The sequence below is a fragment of the Hymenobacter baengnokdamensis genome (genome assembly GCF_008728635.1).
Taxonomy (GTDB): domain Bacteria; phylum Bacteroidota; class Bacteroidia; order Cytophagales; family Hymenobacteraceae; genus Hymenobacter; species Hymenobacter baengnokdamensis.
The window spans coordinates 3,765,921-3,784,578 of sequence record NZ_CP044285.1; the positions used below are offsets into that span (position 1 = coordinate 3,765,921).

14 protein-coding genes are annotated in these 18,658 nt (G+C 62.2%); 6 read left to right on the top strand and 8 right to left on the bottom strand.

What is annotated here, in order from left to right:
• Positions 1-145: 145 nt before the first annotated feature.
• The 3 genes from F6X24_RS16170 (at position 146) to F6X24_RS16180 (ending at position 5,850) form a co-directional block, all read left to right on the top strand.
• Positions 146-1,411: an exonuclease SbcCD subunit D C-terminal domain-containing protein gene (locus F6X24_RS16170; RefSeq protein ID WP_151088998.1), complete on the top strand. Its 1,266-nt coding sequence runs from the start codon at positions 146-148 to the stop codon at positions 1,409-1,411.
• Between the two features lie 115 nt (positions 1,412-1,526).
• Complete coding sequence (locus F6X24_RS16175) at positions 1,527-2,054, top strand: hypothetical protein (protein WP_151088999.1); 528 nt, start codon at positions 1,527-1,529, stop codon at positions 2,052-2,054.
• 70 nt (positions 2,055-2,124) lie between these two features.
• Positions 2,125-5,850, top strand: coding sequence for an AAA family ATPase (locus tag F6X24_RS16180; protein ID WP_151089000.1), 3,726 nt, complete (start codon positions 2,125-2,127; stop codon positions 5,848-5,850).
• Positions 5,851-5,886: 36 nt separating this feature from the next.
• On the opposite strand, the gene F6X24_RS16185 is transcribed toward F6X24_RS16180, so the two are convergent.
• Complete coding sequence (locus tag F6X24_RS16185) at positions 5,887-6,948, bottom strand: DUF6687 family protein (protein ID WP_151089001.1); 1,062 nt, start codon at positions 6,946-6,948, stop codon at positions 5,887-5,889.
• A gap of 39 nt (positions 6,949-6,987) precedes the next feature.
• Positions 6,988-7,329, bottom strand: a complete 342-nt coding sequence (locus tag F6X24_RS16190; protein WP_229725170.1) for an HNH endonuclease — start codon at positions 7,327-7,329, stop codon at positions 6,988-6,990.
• 181 nt (positions 7,330-7,510) lie between these two features.
• On the opposite strand from F6X24_RS16190, the gene F6X24_RS16195 reads away from it, so the two are divergent.
• The gene (locus F6X24_RS16195; protein ID WP_151089002.1) at positions 7,511-7,966 is read left to right on the top strand and encodes a hypothetical protein; all 456 of its coding nucleotides are present in this window, start codon (positions 7,511-7,513) and stop codon (positions 7,964-7,966) included.
• Here F6X24_RS16195 and F6X24_RS16200 read toward each other — a convergent pair whose 3' ends face one another.
• Positions 7,967-8,557 (bottom strand): hypothetical protein, encoded by a 591-nt coding sequence (locus tag F6X24_RS16200; RefSeq protein ID WP_151089003.1) that lies wholly within the window; start codon positions 8,555-8,557, stop codon positions 7,967-7,969.
• 369 nt (positions 8,558-8,926) lie between these two features.
• A complete protein-coding gene (locus tag F6X24_RS16205; protein WP_151089004.1) occupies positions 8,927-10,288 on the bottom strand; it encodes an oligosaccharide flippase family protein in 1,362 nt (453 codons plus the stop codon).
• Between the two features lie 214 nt (positions 10,289-10,502).
• Between F6X24_RS16205 and F6X24_RS16210 the strand changes: the two genes are divergently transcribed.
• Both F6X24_RS16210 and F6X24_RS16215 read left to right on the top strand, forming a co-directional pair.
• Positions 10,503-11,573: a GumC domain-containing protein gene (locus F6X24_RS16210; RefSeq protein ID WP_151089005.1), complete on the top strand. Its 1,071-nt coding sequence runs from the start codon at positions 10,503-10,505 to the stop codon at positions 11,571-11,573.
• Between the two features lie 60 nt (positions 11,574-11,633).
• Positions 11,634-13,124: an O-antigen ligase family protein gene (locus F6X24_RS16215; RefSeq protein ID WP_151089006.1), complete on the top strand. Its 1,491-nt coding sequence runs from the start codon at positions 11,634-11,636 to the stop codon at positions 13,122-13,124.
• Positions 13,125-13,138: 14 nt separating this feature from the next.
• On the opposite strand, the gene F6X24_RS16220 is transcribed toward F6X24_RS16215, so the two are convergent.
• From F6X24_RS16220 to F6X24_RS16235, 4 genes are all read right to left on the bottom strand, one after another.
• Positions 13,139-14,389 (bottom strand): PP2C family protein-serine/threonine phosphatase, encoded by a 1,251-nt coding sequence (locus F6X24_RS16220; RefSeq protein ID WP_151089007.1) that lies wholly within the window; start codon positions 14,387-14,389, stop codon positions 13,139-13,141.
• Positions 14,390-14,489: 100 nt separating this feature from the next.
• Positions 14,490-15,578 (bottom strand): ABC transporter permease, encoded by a 1,089-nt coding sequence (locus tag F6X24_RS16225; protein ID WP_229725172.1) that lies wholly within the window; start codon positions 15,576-15,578, stop codon positions 14,490-14,492.
• 2 nt (positions 15,579-15,580) lie between these two features.
• Entirely contained in the window at positions 15,581-15,838 is a 258-nt protein-coding gene (locus F6X24_RS16230; RefSeq protein ID WP_151089008.1) for a hypothetical protein, read from the bottom strand.
• 74 nt (positions 15,839-15,912) lie between these two features.
• Positions 15,913-18,639, bottom strand: coding sequence for an alpha-L-rhamnosidase-related protein (locus F6X24_RS16235; protein WP_151089009.1), 2,727 nt, complete (start codon positions 18,637-18,639; stop codon positions 15,913-15,915).
• Positions 18,640-18,658 lie beyond the last annotated feature (19 nt).

Genomic DNA, 18,658 nt, shown 5'->3' on the forward strand with positions numbered 1-18,658 from the left:
GTAGTAAGTGATACCCGGTGCGCTGCGCACGAGCAAAAACCTGTACGTAGGCGGCGGCGATTTTGATTAGTACCAGGTGGGTTAGTGCGGCGCGGGTGGCCACCCACACCGGCTTATCTTTGGGTAGATTCTGATTTCTGAGTTAATGCGCGTACTGCATACTGCTGACTGGCATCTGGGCCAGCATTTCCTGACCGGCCACGAGCGGCTAACCGAACAAAAAGCGTTTCTGGATTGGCTGCTGGCGACCGTGCAGGCCCAGGAGGTAGAGGCGCTGGTGCTGGCGGGCGACGTTTTTGATACCACCACGCCCTCGCACGCGGCTCAGGAGCTGTACTACGATTTTCTGGTGCGGATGCAGGGTACCGGCTGCCGCGATATCGTGGTGGTAGGCGGCAACCACGACTCTCCTACCCTGCTCAATGCCAGCCGCCGGCTGCTGCGGGCGCTGCGCATTCACGTTATCGGCGGCGTGCCGGCCGACCCCGCCGAACAGATTATCAGCCTGGCCGGCAGCAACGGCAAAACCGGGCTGGTGGTGTGCGCCGTACCTTTTTTGCGCGACCGTGACCTGCGCTTATCCATTGCCGGCGAAACGCCCGACGAGCGCCAGCTGCGCATTCGCGACAGCATTGCCGGGCATTATAAAGCGCTGAGTGAGCACGACCTGGTGCGCAGCCTGCGCGAGCAGGATGTGCCAGTGCTGGCCACCGGCCACCTCTACGCGGCCGGCGGCGAGGCCCGCGAGGGAGCCGAGCGCGACGTGCACATCGGCGGGTTGGGCGTTATTGCTGCCGAGCATTTTCCGGCCGCGTTCGACTACGTGGCGCTGGGCCACCTGCACCGCCCGCAGGTGGTGGGCGGGCGGGCGCACATTCGCTACTCGGGCTCGCCGGTGCCCCTCTCCTTTACCGAGGCCGATGACAAGCAGCAGGTACTATTATTAGAATTCAAAGGTGCCGGTCCACCCACGATTACCAGCCTGGCCGTGCCCGTTTCGCGCCGCTTGCAGCGCTTTCACGGCGAGCTGGCGGAGGTAGAGGCGGCCATTCTGAGTTTTGATAACGAAGCCTTTAGCCTGGTAGCCTGGGCCGATGTGCTGGTGCGCTCCGATGAAGCGCCGGCCGAAGTGCAGCGCCGCATCCAGGCGGCTTTGCAGGAGCGGCGCAACTACGTGCTGGCCCCGCGCGGCGTGCGCCAGAACCGCCTGACCGAGACGCCCGACGCCCTTGCCGAAGCCGCCGCGCCCATCGAGCACCTGCACGAGCTCACGGTGGAGGAAGTGTTTCGCCGCCGCGTGGCCGGCCTGCCGCCCGAGCGCGCCGCCGCCCTCACCGCCACCTTTCAGGAGTTGCGCCAGCTGCTGGCCGAAGCCGACCCGCAAGCCTGGGGCGGTGAAGCGCCTGCCTAGGCAACCATCATTACCTGGCGCTAAGTACCTCGCCCAAGCAGCTTTTTAAGCAGCTTCTGCTATATCTTGCGCGGGCTTTCTTCACATAATTCAGTTCCTGCTTTCAATTTTACATATGAAAAAACTAATACTCTACCCCGTCTTTTTGCTGGGTCTATGTACAGAGCATGCGGCCCAGGCTCAGGCAGGGGCATTGGTGAATCTCATCGGCTTGGGAGTGCGAGTGGGCGCGCAGGCTGCCCTAAAGCCAAAGCTGACTCCTGAGCAGCGGGCAGCCCAACAAGCCGCTGAGAAAGAAGCAGCGTCCAGGCAGGGAGCCGCTGAGCTCGACGCAGCCGGCCCGGCCGTTCCTAAAGAGCTGGTAGTGCATCGAACTCCGGCCGACAAGCTGCCCAAAAAATCCGCTGAGCAAATAACCTCTCTCGAAACGCAGCTCGAAAGCTGCCACGCCGCCATGTTGGCTACCCCCACCGGCGTAGTCTGCTCGCCCGAGCAGCGCACGGCCATTCAAAATGCGGCCGTGAGCGTGGCCCGCGCGCAGCCCGGCTGGGATTTGCACCCTTATCAGCAGGAAATGGCTTTCTATTTGGCCGAAGATGCTCGTCGCCAGCAGGCGAGCACTGGTGCCGCCCCTACCAAATAAAGCTACTTCCGCAACCTCACTCAAACGGCCGTACTCGCTTAAATGGTGGGTACGGCCGTAATTTTAGGGTATGAAGATTATCAGCCTGCGCTTTGCTAACCTCAACTCGCTGCCCGGCCCGCACCTTATCCAGTTCGATACGGCGCCGCTGGCTGATACGGGGCTGTTTGCCATTACGGGCCCTACCGGCGCCGGCAAAAGCACCTTGCTCGATGCCATCGCGGTGGGCCTCTACGGCCGGGTGCCGCGCCACGACCGCCAGGTGGGCGAGATGGTAAGCCGCCATGCACCCTCGGCGTTTTCGGAGGTGGAGTTCGAAGTGCACGAAACCAATGCGGATACCGGCCTCACGCAGCGCGTGCGCTACCGCTCGCGCTGGGAAGTGAAGCGAAAAACCCGCGGCGAGGATAAAGGCGGCCTGGGTCAGGATGCCATGACGCTGGTTTTGAGTCCGTCGGGCCAGGCAGTTATCAGCGGCAAAGAGGCCGTGCCGGCCAAAGTCGGCGAATTGTCGGGGCTGGATTTCGGGCAGTTTGAGCAGGCTGTACTGCTGAGCCAGGGCAAGTTTGCGCGCTTTCTGCACGCCCCCGAAAAGGAGCGCAGCGCCCTGCTCGAAAAGATGACCAACGTGGGTATCTACTCGCGGCTGTCGGTAGCGGCGTTTGAGAAAGCCCGCGAGGAAGAGCAAAAAACCAGGCTGCTCGAAGCTACCCTTAATGCTACCCGCCTGCTGCCGGACGAGGAGCGCCAGCACCTCGAACGCCTGCTCGACGAGCTGCACACCGAGGCCGTAATAACCTACGAGCACCAGCAGGAGCTAAGCATCTGCCTGGCCTGGCGCACAGTACTCGACCAGTTTGACAGGCAGCTGACCGATGCCGCCCAGCAGGCGGCCCGCCTGCTGGCCGAAAATGCCGCCCTGCAGCCGACATTTGCGCGCCTGGCCGACCACGAGCGGGCGGCCGCGCCGGCCCTGGCCACGGCCCTGGTGCTGGCCGAGCAGGCCGCGCAGGAGCGGCGCCGCGATGCCGAAGCGCTAGAGCAGCTGGAGCAGCAGCTCCCCACGCTGCTCAGCGGGGCCGCAGCCGCCGAGGTGGCCCACGCCGCCGCTACTGCTAGCCAAGCCACGGCCCAGGCCGAGGCCGACCAGCTGCGCCCTGTGCTGCAAGAAGCGCTGGCTCAGGATATTACCATCCGGGCGGCGCAAGGGGAACTGGCCCGGAAGCGGGCCGCGCACGAACGCGACCAGGCCAGCTACGAAACTGAGCTGGCCGCTTGGCACCACACCCAGACCAGGGAGCTGACGCAGCTGGAGCAGGCTCAGGCTGGACTTCAGGAGTGGCTGCTGACCCACGCCCACGAGCATAACTTGAAAGATGAGCTGACGGAAATAAACCGGGAAGTCATCGAATTAGAAGCGGTGAACACCCGGCTGGCTACCCTCGAAGCGCACCAGAAAGCGCAGCTCAAGCAGCTGGCCGATTCAGTGGCCGACCTACAGCGCCACGGGCTGGCAGCGGCGGATGCTCAGCGGCAGCAGCGCGAATCGATAGAGCAGGGCCGACCTTGCCGCGAAGAGCATGACAGCTTACTGAACGGCATCAGTACCGATGAGCTGGCCCAGCGCGACGCCGACCTCACGGCGCGGCTACACCTGCTGCAGCGCCTGCTACCGCTGGCCCAGGCGGCGCACGACCATTCGGCCCGTGCCTACGCCCTTAAGCAGGAGCATGAGCAGGCCGGCCCGGAGCTGGCAGCTGCCGAAACCACTTTTGCTCACCTTGAGCTGCGCTACGCCGATGGCCAGCGGCTGCTCGAAAGCTACCAGCGGGAGCTGCGGGCCCAACAAACCCTGGCCGACCTGAATGCGCATCGCCAGCACCTGCGCCCCGGCCAGCCCTGCCCGCTGTGCGGCGCGGCTGAGCACGCGTTTGCCGCCACCTTCGCGGCCGATGCCAATGAGCAGGAGCAGCGCGTAGCGGCCCAGCAAGAAGCTTTAACGCAAGCAAACAACGAGGTTACCCGCACCGGGCAAGAGCTGGCCCGCCTGCGCTACGCCCAGCAGCAACGCCTGGCCCGTCGCGACGAAGCCGCCGAGGCCGCTGCCCTGGCCGGCACGCAGGCCACGGCACTCGCTGCACCGCTCTGCCCACCCCTACCCGACCCGGCCGACCCATCCGCCATCAACCACCTGCTTGTTGAAACAGCTGAACAGCAGCAGGCTACTGGCACCGCCCGCCGCCGCCTCGTCACGCTCACCGAGCAGCTGGCGCAGCTTAAGGCCGGGCACACAGCCGCGGGTGCCCGGCTTGCGCAAGCGCAGGAAGAAGCCCAGCGCGCCGAAGCGCGCCGGCAAAAGGCGCAGCAAGCCCTGGTGCCCATCGACGCGGAACTGGCTGATACCCGCGAGCAAGCCGCTAATTATCGAGCCGTTATTCAGAGTTTGCTGGCCCCCCACCAGCTTACGCTGCCCGCGTCCGCGCAGCCCTACGCGGGCGTTCTGGCTACCCTTAGCGAACGCGCCAGCACGTTTCAGGCCCGCATGGAAGCGCTGCAGAAGCGCGAGCACGAAGTTGCCAGCCTGAAAGACCGGCAAGCGCTGCAGGCCAATACCTTAGCTAAGATGTTGGAGAAGCTGCAGGCAGATGCCGGCAACCTACGCGCTGACCAGCAGGCCATTGAAGCGCAGCAAGCCGCCCGGCTGGCCCGCTACGCTGGCCCCGACCCCGCCACCGAGGCTGAGCGACTGCACCAAACTACTCAGCAGCTAAGTGAGGCCGCCCAGCTGGCCGAGGCCGAGCGCACGCGCCAGCAGCTGGCCCTGAAAGGCACGCGCGAGAAAATAACTCAGCGCCGGGAAGACCTGCGGCGCCACGAGGCTGATTATCAGGCGCGGCAAGTCGAGCTGGCCAGTGCGCTCACTGCCGCCGGCCTTGCAACCGCGGCCGAGGCGCAGGCCTTACGGCTACCCGCCGCCGAGGCGCAGCAGCTCGCGCAGCGCCGCCAGCAGCATCTTACCGACCAGCAGGCCAGCCAGCAATTGCAAGCCAAGCTCGGCGCCGACCTGGCGCGCCACCACGAGCTGGCCCTCACGCACCTAACGACCCAGGCCCTCACTGCCGGACTGGCGCAGCTAAACGCTGAAAATGAGCAGCTGCACCAACGCCTCGGGGCCGCCGCCAGCCAGCTGGCCCAGGATGACGCGGCCCGCCAGCAGCAGGCCGCAGGCCTACGCCAGCTGGCTGCCCGCCAGCGCGAGCAGGAGCGCTGGCAGGACCTGGCCGAGCAAATCGGCTCAGCCAAGGGCGACAAGTTCAGTCAGTTTGCTCAAGGGCTGACACTCAATCACCTGGCCCGGTTGGCTAATCTGCGCCTGCGCCAGCTCACGGGGCGCTACACTATCCTCAAAACGCCCAATCGCAACCTGGAGCTGCAAATCATCGACCACGACCAGGCCGATACCGTGCGGCCGATGGCGTCGCTTTCGGGCGGCGAAAGCTTCCTGGTGAGCCTGGCCCTGGCCCTGGGTTTGAGCGAGCTGGCGGGCTATAAGGCCCGCATCGAGTCGCTGTTTATCGACGAAGGCTTCGGTACCCTCGACCCCGATGCGCTCAACACCGCGCTCGATGCCCTGGAGCGCCTGCAGCACTCCGGCAAAATGATTGGCGTTATCTCGCACGTAGCCGACCTCAAAGACCGTATCGGCACCCAGATTCGGGTGCAGCCCGGCGCCGGCGGCAACAGCACCGTGCGCGTAGTCGATGTAGTCGGCACCGAAACCAGCTGCGCGGGGTGAGTAATGATGAGCAGTAAATATTATAAAATTTATATATTATACATTACTCACCGCCCGTACTTCGGCCCAGGTCCAGTATTTTTTGGGCTGAACAGCGGCGTAGCCTTTTTGCAAAAAATCAACTACCTCACGCTCTACCACGCTGGCAGCCAGCGAGGAAGCATAGATAGGCCGCCCGTCGGGGTCGGCATAGCGCTCGGCCTTGGTGAGGGAGCGGCCCGCTAAGCGCAGCAGCGGGCCGGTGTCGGTGAGGCCATCCGCCGCCCAACGGTAAGCACTGCCTTCCAGCTCATTGAGGCGAGCAGCGAGTGCCGCCAGCGGCAGGCGCGGTAGCGTGGGCCGGCTTTCGAGGTCAATCCAGGTAGTGTACTTGCATTCCAGCTCGTAGCGCTGCCCATCGTAGAGGCTCAGCACCCAGTCGAAGCCCGCCGTGGGGCCAAACAGCGCGTAGTATGGCACCGGCGCGGGCGTGCGCATCACCACGAGGCCGATAGCCGCGTAGTCGGTGCGCCGCGTCAGCGGCCCTTGCAGCGCGGCAGTGGCCTGCTGCACACGCTGGTATTCGGGCTCCCACACGGTGCGATGACTATTCGGGTTTTCCAATATTTCAGCGAAGCGCGGCAGAAACCAGGCAAATTTCTCGGCCGATGCCTCATCCTCGCGCCGGCGGCGGATGGGCGCCCCGAAGGGCTCATAAAAGCGGGCTTTCTCTTCGGCATTCAGCCAGCAGGCCAGCTGCAAGGCCCGGTCGGCCAGCGGGTGCTGCCAGTTTAGCTCCCGAAAATCGCCGAGCCGGGCCGTAAGGCGCAGCAGCTCTTCGTGAGCCAGCGCCAGCTCGGGGTGAAGCAGCGCCCACACGCCGATAAAGCCATCAATATCGAAGTGATTGGCCGTAACGGCCGGCGCTTCCAGCCCAGTCGTAGCAGGCTGGCGCAGGGCATTCAGGCACGAGCCGGCGCTGGTGTCGTCGCGCAGGGTCTCGGGGGTAGCGGCCCCACGCCAATGCGCCAGCGTAAGGGCGGCGCCCAGGCCGGTGCTGTCAACGACGATAGTGGGCTGGCGGCGAAGCTGGGCAAAAGGAACAAAAAAACGCTTCACAAAATTATATTTTTTAATATATTACATAATATATTTTTTCTATTTCTTATCATTCCCCCGGCGATTGCGAATTTTCTCCACCTTGCTTTTTCGAATCCAGCTCAGGTAATCGTGCAGTTCAGGGGCAGTTCGCAGGGCTTCAACGGTTGGGTAGCGACGGGCAAGCTCACGGTTGGTCAAAAACCGGTGCACGCTGCTGTGGCAAGGCTGGCAAAGCTCCACTGTAGGACCGTAGCGGCCCCCTTCTTCGCGGGGCACTAAGTGGTGGCGGGTGGTATGCTGCACTTCCCGCTCGCACAAGCCGCAGCAGGAGGTAGCACTCCGGCGGGCGCGGGCAGCGGCTTCGGCAGCCGCCTGTTGCAGTTGCTGGCGACGGAGCATACTAACCAGGGGTATTGGGAACAGCAAACCTAATCGTACGATAACCAGCTGCAGCGGTTGGGATAATTATTTCAACACGACCAAAGTTGCGTGGTATGATTATGACGCCTATATTGACCCCCGTTTACCGTTCCTAAAGTTTTACGCGCTTCTTTTTTTTCTCTTCTCTTTATTTTGTCTAATGGCTTCACTATTTACTCCATTTTCGAAGGCACCCAACCAGTTACGCCTGCTGGTGAGCGGCGCCGCCCTGTTTGCCCTGACGCTGGCAGCGCCCGCAGCGCAGGCCCAAACCTGGATGGTTTCGACCACGCCTTATATCAAGCTGGGTATTCTTGATAAATACAACTCATTGGGCGGCTTCACGGCTACTTTCTTCGTAACAAGCGAGAAATCGGGCCAGGAGTTTATGCTTACCAAGCAGGTAGCGAAAGGACAGAACGGCGTGGACGTACTGTTTCCGACCGAGCCCAGCGACCCCGAGTATTTCAAGAATGCCCAGGGGCTGGCCGCTCAGCCTACGCCGGGCCGCTACCTCTGGGAGTGCCGCGTAAATGGCAAAAAAGCCGTTAGCGGCCACTTTATGTTCCCCGAAACGGGCAACGACATTACCGTAACCGGGCAGGCGCAGCGCTAGCTAGCCCCGCACGATGCGCATAAACGGCACCTCGTCGGGCAGCGGGCCGAGCAAATCGGCCAGCGCCTGCAGGAAGCGCCCCGTGGTGTCGGGCCGGCCGGCCGGCGGGCCGGCCCCATGGTGGCGATATTGCTCGCCGCGCAGCTCGCCGAGCATGGTGGGCGTGCCGGCTTCTTCGGGGCTGCGGCCCAGCGTTGCCTCAAGCAGAAAGTAGCGGGGCATTGCTTCATCGGAATCGACTTCCTGCTCGTCGTCCTCATCCTCATGCGGAATGTGTGACTGGTTATCCGGGTCAGGCTCCGGGTCGTGGTACACGATAGCTACCAGATGAGCTTCCCCAATAGCCTGAGGGGCAGGCAGCTGCAGCAGCGCCGTAGCTCGCCCGGCTACCTTATGCCAGCTCAGGTGCAAACCGCGGGCCGGTACCCGCTCGCGGGGTGCCAGGCTTTCGGCAGCTTTATCCCAGATGTAAAGCAGCAGCTCGCGGGCCAGCAGCGGGTCGGCCAGCTCGCGGTGCACGGCCGCCGGGCGGCGCCATACCAGCTGGGGCAACATGGTGTAAGCAAAATGATGCGGATGCGGACGGGCCATACCGGCAGGAAGAAAGCGAGGAATAAATAATCTGGCTGGCTGGCTGCTCTCCTTTAGCAGCATATTAAGCCAACGCCACAAGGTTGCCTGTAGCTGCGGCGGGGAGTAGCACTAGCAACTGACAAAGACTGACAAAGGTATAGGCTCATGCAGCGCAGCAGGGTAGTAAAGCGGTTTCGGAAGTCGGAGCCGAAGCGGGCTGCCGGCTTTTTCGCCCAATTTAACTTCCTAAACCGCTTCAGTATCAGCAAATAGTTAAATTAAGTGCAAATCAATATATTGTAAAATACCTCCTGACTCCTGGCAAATTTAATGGCTGGCTTGCCACGGAAGCCGCCGGCAGCCGGCCATTAAAACTTGTCATTAACTTCAGCCGCGCTTGCTTTGCACCAGCTTTAGCAGCTGGTGCAGCTCACGGAGCTTTACCAGGCCGGTAAGGGGCAGCAGGCCAGCGAAGAAGACGCCCATCAGGCCGGTTTCGAGCCACCAGACCAGCGTTAACTGCGTGCGCACCAGGTACCAGCTGCCGCACAGCAGCCCAAAGGCCAGCGCCAGCTGGGCCATAAGGTGCCAGGGCACCCGCACCCGCATGCGCTGGCTTACCAGCCACACGTAGCCGCCCGAAACAAGCAGCACGCTCAATAAGGTATTGATAGCGGCGGCAATGGCCCCGTAGCGCGGCAGCAGCAGCAGGTTGAGGGTAAGGTTGAGGCCAATGCTCAGGGCCACCAGCCAGCTTACGGCCTGCTGGTGCCGGGTACTGGTAAGCAGCGTGCTGTAAATAGCAAAGAAAGCATGCACCAACACGTTGAGAAATAATATCTTCAGGCAGAGAACCATGCGCGCCAGCTCGGGGCCCGTGCTGTGCCCGAACTGCCAGAACAATACTTCGCCCCTGAATAGGACGAAGGCTACCAGCAGCAGCAGCGGGATGGCTACCACGCGCTGGCCCAGCCAAAGCAGCTGCCGCAACTCGCGCGGACGCGCGGCAGCGTGGGCAAAGCGGGCAAAAAACAGCGGCAGCACCGTCCAGGCATACATCATAATGGCATCGAGCCAGCGGTAAGCGCCGGCATAGTAGCCGGCTTCGCGCGCCGAGGAAAGTCTTTCCAGCAGCACCATATCGACGCGCTCATTGACGCCGTAGAGCAGGGCAATAAACGCAAACGGCATGCTGCCGCGCAGCAGCTGTCCCGCTGGCCGCCAGCGGGGCCAGCGGTGGGGCAGGCGCCCAAACAACCGCCGCAGCAGGCCCATAAAAAGAACGGCCGTGAACGCCGCCGCCGCCAGCCGGGCACCTACGTAAGAGCCCAGCCCCAGCTGGCCGCCCAGTAGCAGCCCCACTACCAGGCCCAGTGCCAGCAGCTTTTCGAGGACCGAAAGCACGGCGTCGGTATTGAAATGCTGACGGGCCTGCACGGGCGCGCGCAAAAACTGGCCGTATTGCGTGAGCAAAAGGCCTGCTCCTACTGCTGCCAGCAGGTAGAGCTGCGAGCCCCGGTAGCCCAGCCCCCACCCCACCGCCAGCAGGGCCAGCAGGGCCAGCAGCGTAAGCAGCCCCCGCATGGGCAGCAGGGTAGGAAACTGGCTATCGGCAAAGCCGGGCTCGGCGGCCAGCCGCTGCACCGTAAACTGGGTTAGCCCGAGGTCGGCAACGGTGGCTACTACAATGGCCAGCGCCGAGCAGGCGGCAACCAGGCCGAAGGCAGTGTGGCCAAGGCGGTCCTGCACGACATTCTCGAGCAGTACCCAGCCGGGCTTTACCAGCAGATTGAGCGCAACGGCCAGGCTGATGTTACCGAGAAAACGTTTGATGCGAAATGGTGGTCAGAGCCGTGGTCAGTGAAAACACAAAGGTAAAGCTGCTGGCAGAGGTAGTAGAAGTTTATCTTTGTCGGCCGAAGCCCAAGGTTTGCTATTCACGCTGGCTTCTTTCTTCCTGTTTATGTTGCCCGATTCATCGCCATCATTCTCGTTTAAAAGCCTGCGGGCCATTTTTCAGCGCTGGAAAAACCAGCTGGCCCTGGCTGGAGGCCTGGCACTGCTGGTAAGCCTGGTGGTGGTTTTACGAATGCCAAACATATATAGCTCAACCGCTATTTTCTTACCCACCTCGCCCCAAAGCACGGACCCCGACCGCTTGGTGGAAGGCTCGAAGCTGGAAATCGGAGCCCGCTCGGAAGACCTGGACCGCGTGCTGACTATTGGCCAATCGCTGCCGCTGGCCGAGCAGATAATCCACAAGTTCAACCTATATCAGCACTACGACGTCGGGCAGCCCGGCACCGATGCCGCCGATACCCGCGTGCTGGCCGAGTTCAGCAGCAATCTTAGCATTATTCATAACGAGCGCGACGCCATTGAGCTTACGTTTCAGGACCGTGACCGGAAGCTGGCCGCTACCATTGCCAATGCGATGGTGCACGCTATCGACTCGGCAAACCAGCAGCTGACGTTCGAAAACCGCCGCAATGTGCTCGAAATATACCGCCAGCGCTCGGCCCGCCTGGGTTCCAGCTATGAGCTTACCCGGCAGCAGCTGCTGCAGGCGCGCCGCCGCTACGGCGTATTTGGCCTTGAGCAGCAGGGACGCTACCTGGGCAAAGCCGTGATTGAAACCGAAAAGGAGCTGCACATCGCCGAGGGCGGCGGCCCCGGCAACGTAGCCGGGCTGCGCCGGGCGCTGCGCGGCCTCACGCAGGCCAGCGGCGGCAACGCCATCAACCTGGAAAGCTGGACGCAGGGCTCCGACTCGGTAAGCCTGCTTGCCTCGCGGCTTGCCGACCTTCAGGGGCGCTTTGTAGGGTCGCAGGCGGCATTTGAGCAGGCCGAAACCTCGTTGCGCAGCCGGGTGTCATCCTTATATATGGTCCAGAAGGCGTACCCGGCTACCCGCAAGAGCCGGCCCTTCCGAACGGCTATCGTGCTGGGCTCGGTCGTCATCACGCTGGTGCTGTCGGCCTTCCTGATTTTGTTGCTGGAGCTCTACCGCCGCCGGCCGGCCACCAATGCGTAAGCGCTAAAAAGTAGCTGAGCTTGTTCTTTTTTCAGTATTTCCTGCTCTGCCGGGCTTTCAATGCGCCAATTTTTGCTTCGCCTGCGGCCGGTTGAGGCTAGCCAGTGGGTATTTTTAGGCTTTCTGGGCTTACTACTGTTCGGCGGCGCGCTGGCCGCCCTGCTTGAGCAGCCGCTGCTGCTGCTGCCTGCCCTGGCCGTGCCAGTGGTAGTGCTGATGCTGGCACGCTGGACGTGGCTCTACTACCTGCTGTTTCTGACGCTGCCTTTTTCGCGCGAAATAAGCCTGCCGGGAGGCTTGAGCATGGATGTGCCCTCCGAGCCGTTCATGCTAACATTGCTGGTATGCGTGCCCCTGTCGCTGCTGCTCACCCCGCGCAGCGCGGGGCAGCTGGTCCGCCGCGAATGGTACCACCCGCTCCTTGTGCTGCCGGTTATGCTGCTGCTGTGGGCCGTGTTCGACAGCTTCTTCTCAGTTAATGCCCTGAAATCTATCAAGTACCTGCTGGCCAAGTGCTGGTACCTGGTGCCGTTTGTGCTGGGCACCCTCGTTATTGCCAAGCGTCCGGCCGACTTCTGGCGCATGGCGGCCTGCTACGTCGGGGCCGCGGTAGTCAGCCTGTTTTGGGTGCTGGCGCGCCACGCCAGCTACGGCTTCAGCTTTGCGAAGGTCAACAAGGCCATTCAGCCTTTCTACCTCAATCACGTTATCTATGCCACGGTGCTGGCGCTGCTGCTGCCGCTGGCCGTGGGGCTGGCGCTACAGGCGGCCACACCCGGCCGGCGGCGCCTGTGGCTTGCCGCCAGCGGGCTGCTCCTCTTTGGGCTGATTACCTCCTACACGCGGGCCTCCTGGCTTTCGCTGCCCGTAGCCGGCATTTTTTACGTCGTCATGCGCCTGCGCCTCACGCGGGTGCTGCTGGCCACGGTGGCCCTGAGCGTGGGGGCAGCTACCTGCTATTTTGTGAGCAGTGAGAATTTTATGCGCTTTCGGCCCGACTATGAGAAAACCATCTGGCACGGCGGCAACCTAGCGGCCCACCTGGCGTCGACCTATAAGTTTCAGGATGTATCGGGCATGGAGCGGGTATACCGCTGGGTGGCCGCCGCCAATATGATAGCCGATAAGCCCCTGGTTGGCAGCGGCCCCTCCACCTTTTACCCGGAGTACAAGCGCTATACAGTTTCCAGCTTTCGGACCTACGTGAGCGATAACCCCGAGCACTCCACGGCGCATAATTACTTTCTGCTCCAGCTGGCCGAGCAGGGTATTCCAGGATTTGTACTATTTTGTATCCTGGTTGCCACGGCTTTGCTCACTGCCGAGCGCCTTTACCACGCCAGTGCGCACCGGCCCGACGTGCGCCGCATAGTGCTGGCCGTGTCGCTCTCGCTGGTCATTATCATTTTTCACCTATTTCTCAACGAGCTGGTCGAAGTTGATAAAATCGGCTCCGTCTTTTACGTGGCGCTGGCTATGCTCGTACGCAGCAGCACCTGGCTGGAAGACGAAGGATTTGCCGGAGAGCACGAAAGCCCCGCAAACATATAAAATTCCCTATTTTCTTACTTAACCCGTAGGCTCAGCATCGTCACGTCATCGGCAAAGCGCTCGCCGTTGGCGTTGAACTGCTGAATGCGGTGGAGCATCTCGTGGTGCAGGCGCGGCAAGGGCAGGTAGCGGTTGCCTGCCAGCGCAGTGAGCACGCCCTGCTCGCCAAACTCTTCCTGATGCCTGTTAAATACTTCCGTGAGGCCGTCGGTGTAGGCAAACAGCAACGAGTGCGGCGGCATAGCCGTCAGCCCGACTTTGAAGGGAGGCAGCTCGGCCATGATGCCCAGCATAACGGTGCCATCGTGCAGCAGCTGGGGCGAGCCCGCATCGGGCAGCAGCAGCGGGTCATTGTGCCCGGCATTTACGTACTCCAGCACCTGGGTACGGCGGTCGTAAATAGCCAGAAAAGCCGTGATAAACTTTTCGCCGCCCGCGTTGCGGAAAATCAGGTGGTTCAGCTCGCGCACGGTAGTTACCAGGTCGGCATTCTGGCGGAGCAGCGTGCGCAGGCCGGCCTGAAAGTTCGACATCAGCAGTGAGGCTGGCACGCCTTTGCCGCTCACATCGGCCACGCACACCAGCAGGCGGTGCGCATCTATCTCTATTACGTCGTAGTAATCGCCCCCAATCTCGGTATGCGGCTGGTAGGTAGCGTGCAAAACAACATACTCGTTATTAGGCAGATGCTGCGGAAACAGCAACTGCTGCACCTGCTGCGCAATCTCGATTTCGCGGCGCACGGCGGCTTCCGCCATCAGCAGCGTTTCGCGCTGGCGGGCCAGGCGCAGGTTGGCCACCGCCCCGAGCAGGATATTACTGAGCGTTTCGAGGAAAGCCAGTGCTTCCTGGCTGGCGTAGTCGCCCTGCATGGTACCCACAAACACCAGCGCCTGGGTTGCTTCGCGCTGGCGCACCGGCACCAGCAGCTCAAATGCCTGCCAGGCCAGGCCCAGGCCCAGCTCCTGCACCGGGCAGGGCGTGCCGGGGCACCAGCCAGCCACCTCGGCCGGGGTAAAGCGCGAATCGGTTGACAGAGTGGTGCCAAAATTTACTTTTAACCGAAAAGTACCTTCTTCGAGCACGTAGAGCGCCAGGCGGCGCACCCCGAGCTGCCCGATAAGCGTAAACTGATATATTTTGTATAAATCAGCCTCGCCTGAGTCGTGGGTGATGGCCTGAGTAATTTCCAGCAATGCGCCCAATTCGCGCTCCTTTAAAAAGAGGCGTTTTTCGAGGCCAACCAAGGCGGCGGTTTGGGGCATAGTCTAAAACGAACAACTAAAGCACGGGCTTTAGCAACCACTGAAATACGGTAAACTGTCACAATAATACGCCCAGCCGCCCAACTCCCCGCTACCCGGCTCAGGTAAGGGGCGTTTTGGGGTCGAAGGCATCGCGCAGGCCATTGCCCAGCACATTAAAGCTAAGCACTAACAAGCTGATTGCCAAGCCGGGCAGCAGAGTCAGCCAGAGGCCGGCCTCGGTACCCAGCAGGTCATAGCCTTCTTTCACCATCAGCCCCCAGCTGGGGGCCGGCGGCTGCACGCCCAGGCCCAGAAAGCTCAGGCCGGCTTCGAGCAGAATAGCAGCCGCAAAATTGCTGGTGGCCAGCACGATGAGCGGCCCGCGCAGATTGGGCAGCAGGTGCACGAAAATGAGCCGGCTGGTAGGCAGCCCCAGCACCCGGCCCGCTTCAATAAAGGTGGCCGAGCGCAGGCCCAATACCTGCCCGCGCACCACCCGCGCCACATCGACCCACATCGTCAGGCCCACGGCTACGAAGCTGACCCACACGCCTTTGCTATCCAGCGCCAGCGAGATGCCGATAACCAGCATAATGCCGGGAATGCTCCAGACCACGGTCATCAGGCCCAGCAGCAGGCTATCGACCCAGCCGCCGAAGTAGCCGGCTACGGCCCCCACGGCTACGCCCAGGGCCAGCGAGATAAGGACTGCTACCAGCCCGATACCCAGCGAGATGCGCGTACCCAGCAGCAGCCGGCTCAGCTCATCGCGGCCGGCCTTGTCGGTGCCCAGCCAGTAGCGGCGGGTTATTAGCGGCTGATTACCAGCCCCCAGCTGCTTTTTTCCAGAAGCGGCTTCGTCTTTGAACTGCGGCGGGCGGCCGTGCAGCCACACGTGCAGCACATTGCCGGGAGCTGGCGCGGTAGGGTCGGGCACCTGCCTGATGGTAGCCGTGAAGCCGGGCGGCTGCTTTTGCAGCTGCACCAGGCCATTGTTAGCATTGGGCGAGTTATCGGGCAATATCCAGTAGCCGAGCAGCGCCACGAGGGCGCACAGCGCGATAAACCCCAGCCCCACCACGGCCGGGCGATTGGCCCACAGGCGCTGGCGCACGTAGTAGCCGGGCGTGCGCACCGGGGGCGGCACTACCACCGCCGTATCGGGCGCGGCAGGCAGCGTTTCGGAGCTGGCGGGCGCGTTGGCCACGGCTAGCGGGTGTTGTGCTGCAGCAGCCCTTCCTTAGATGCCAGGTAGCTGGCATCCTGGCCCAGCGCGCCAAACGAAGTGGGCTCGTAGGCCAGCTCGGTATCGGGGTCGGGCCAGTAGTAGCGCACCAAGCCGCGCTCCAGCAGCTGCCCCAGCAGCGCAAGCAGCTCGGCGGCGGGCAAGCCGGTTTTTTCGAGCAGCACCCGGAAGGGCGTTACAAAATATAATTCGTCGAGCAGGTCAAATTCAGCGTCGGTCATGGCTGGCAAAAGTAGTAGCGCGAACCTTGTAGTCCGCGCTTGGCCCGGTTTCCAAGCGGACGGCAACGTCCGCGCTACTGTATTTTTCGCACGCGCAGGTAGTCGAGCATGGCCTGGTTCACGGCTCCATTCATGTTCGTGTTGGCTGGCTCATACGTGAGCGTAAGCGTGTTTTTGCCCTTCGCCAGGCGCACCACGGTCGGGTTCGAGAAGCCCCAGTTCGACCATTCAGCCACCCCGCGCTGGGGCAGCACCACGGTGCCCAGCAGCTGGCCGCGGCCATCGCGCAGCGTGCGAATGGCGCACTGGTTGTTGGTATTGATGGGGCCGTTGCCGTTGGCATAGCGGAAATCGAGCGCGTAGAGCCCCGCCTCCGGCACTTCAACCGGAATAGTGAGCCGGGTGTTTTTAGCAGTACTCACCTCGATAAACCCGGTGCCACTAAAGCCTTTGTACGCGTAAGCGGCGGCCGGTGCCAGGGTTTCCAGCTGGATTTCGGCGGTGGGTGCCCCTACCGGCAGCGGCTCGCTGGCGAACGACTCGTGGCCGTTGGCATTTATAGCCAAAACCTGATATTCGGCATACGCGCCGGGCGCTACGGCGTACGTAGTAGCGCCGCTGGCATCTACCGGCTGGCCGTTTTTGAGCACCCGGTAGGTTACTACGCCGGCCTGGGCGGGCCAGCTAAGCTGGCCGTTGGCATAGCTTACCGACGGGGTTTCGGGGCTGAACAGGTCAGCCACCCGATTCACACTGGCCGCCGCCGGGGCCTGGCTTTTGAGCACGATGCGCAGCTTGTGCGCCCCCGTGAGCGTGGCGGGTACGGCGGCCCCGGCCAGCGGCTGGCCATCAAGGGTGATTTCCTGAATTTCGTTGCCAAAGCCCGTCATTTCGATAGTCAGTCGCGCGCGGCGATACCCAAAGTTGGTGAGCTGGCGGGTGCCCTGCAGCGCCCGCGGCACGAAGGGCTGAAACACCAGCCGGTCGGTTTCATAGTGCATGCCAAACAGCACTTTATACACCAGAGCGAGGCTGCCCGAGAGGCTCCAGAGCATATTGGAAGAGTTGACCTGGGTGCCGGCAAAGTCGCCGTTGCCGGCCACGAAATTTTCCTTATTCGTCAAGAACAGCGCCGCCGGGCGGTAAACGGCGGCCATGCTTTCCATCACCGAAGCCTCGTTGCCGGCCTTGGCGGCGGCCAGCGCCCAGAAGCTCTGCACGAAGGGCCACACCGCGTCGTTGTGGTAGGGCGGAATGCCCGGAATCTGGGGATAGATGCAGGAAATGCCAAAGGGCGTAGTCGGAACATTCGCCACTACTGTTCTGGCCCGGCCCGCGTCGGCAACGCCAAAATACACGCTCAGCGCCTCACCCAGCGCCTCGGCGCGGGGCGATACCACCGGAAATATTCGACCGTATCTATATTGCCCGTAGTAGCCAGCTTTTTCGAGCCACAGGTGCTGATTAATAGCTTGCCTGATACTGCCCGCTGCCTGCTCGTGGCGCTCGGCCACGGCCGTTTCGCCCAGCTGCCGGGCCATGAGGGCCAGTACAGTATTGGCCTGAAAATGAACGGCGTTGGTGCCCAGGTTTTCGCTTTGATAGATATCCGCCGGCTGCATCCAGCGCGGGTAGGTCTGCTCGCGCCAGTCGAGAAACGACGACTCGCCGCGCACCAGTCCGCTGGTGGGGTCGTAGGCATTCTGGGCGTCCTCTTCGAGCGTCTTTTTAACGATGGGATACACCTTGCGCAGCCACGCGGCGTCGCCGGTTACCTTATATACCTCCCAGGCCGCCACGGCCCAGATTACGCGGTCGGTAGAGCACGGATACGCCCCGCCGGTGCCGGTATCCTGAATGATGCGGCCCGCCGGCGATACTTTGCGCAGCAGGCTTTTCATCGCCGATTTGGGTTGCAGCGTAGCCTGAGCCAGGATGATGGAATAGCTCACGTCGCGCGTCCACACGCCCGCCCACTCCTTGCCGGTACGAAACGTGCTGTCGGGCTCCACGGCGCGGCGCGCTTCTTCCAAAGCCAGGTTATAAAGCGCATCGGCGAGCGGGTAGGCCGATTTATACTGGGGAAAATCGTCGGTTTTAATAGATTTTTCCCAGCGGCTGGCGGTGGTTTTGGCGGCGGCCGGCGCGTTAAGGGTCAGCGTCACCTCGTAGATGCCGTCGCCATCGGCATCGTGCATTTCCAGCTCGGGCTTATTTACCAGGTTATCAAAATCCCAGCTTAGCGGGGCCGTGCTCCCGGCTACGAAAACCTTCTTAAAGTCTTGCTTATAAATCTTTTCGCCTTTGTAAGTAGTAAAATAGCCTTGCTTTTCAAAAGCGTCCAGCACGGGCCGCAGGTCGAGCCTGATTTTTAGCGGCGTGTTGGGGGCCAGGTACTGGCCGGCCGGCACGGGCCGGGCCTCTGCATAGCGTTGGCCAAATAGGATAACCGGGGTTTCAAGGGCCGCGCCGGGCGCGGCGGGCAGCGCCAGAAAGGTGTTATCCTGGCCGGGCGGCAGCTCGTTATCCTTGCCGTTGAGGCTGAACTTAAAGGTCACCAGCGGGCTCTGCGTCTCGTTGGCCGGGCTGCGGTAGTTGGAGGTCAGCGCCGTAGCCGAAACTACCCGGCCGTGGTTGTGGCCCTGCACGATACTATCACGGTAAAGCGTATAAGCCTCGGAATGCCAGATGGCCCCGGCCGGGCCACCAGCGGCCGTTTCGGCGGGGCCGGGCTTCGACTGGCAGCTGCTTAGCACCAGGCCGCCGGCCAGTAGCAGGGCGCTCAACTCGTAATACGTCATGGAAGTAACAGGCTGGTTT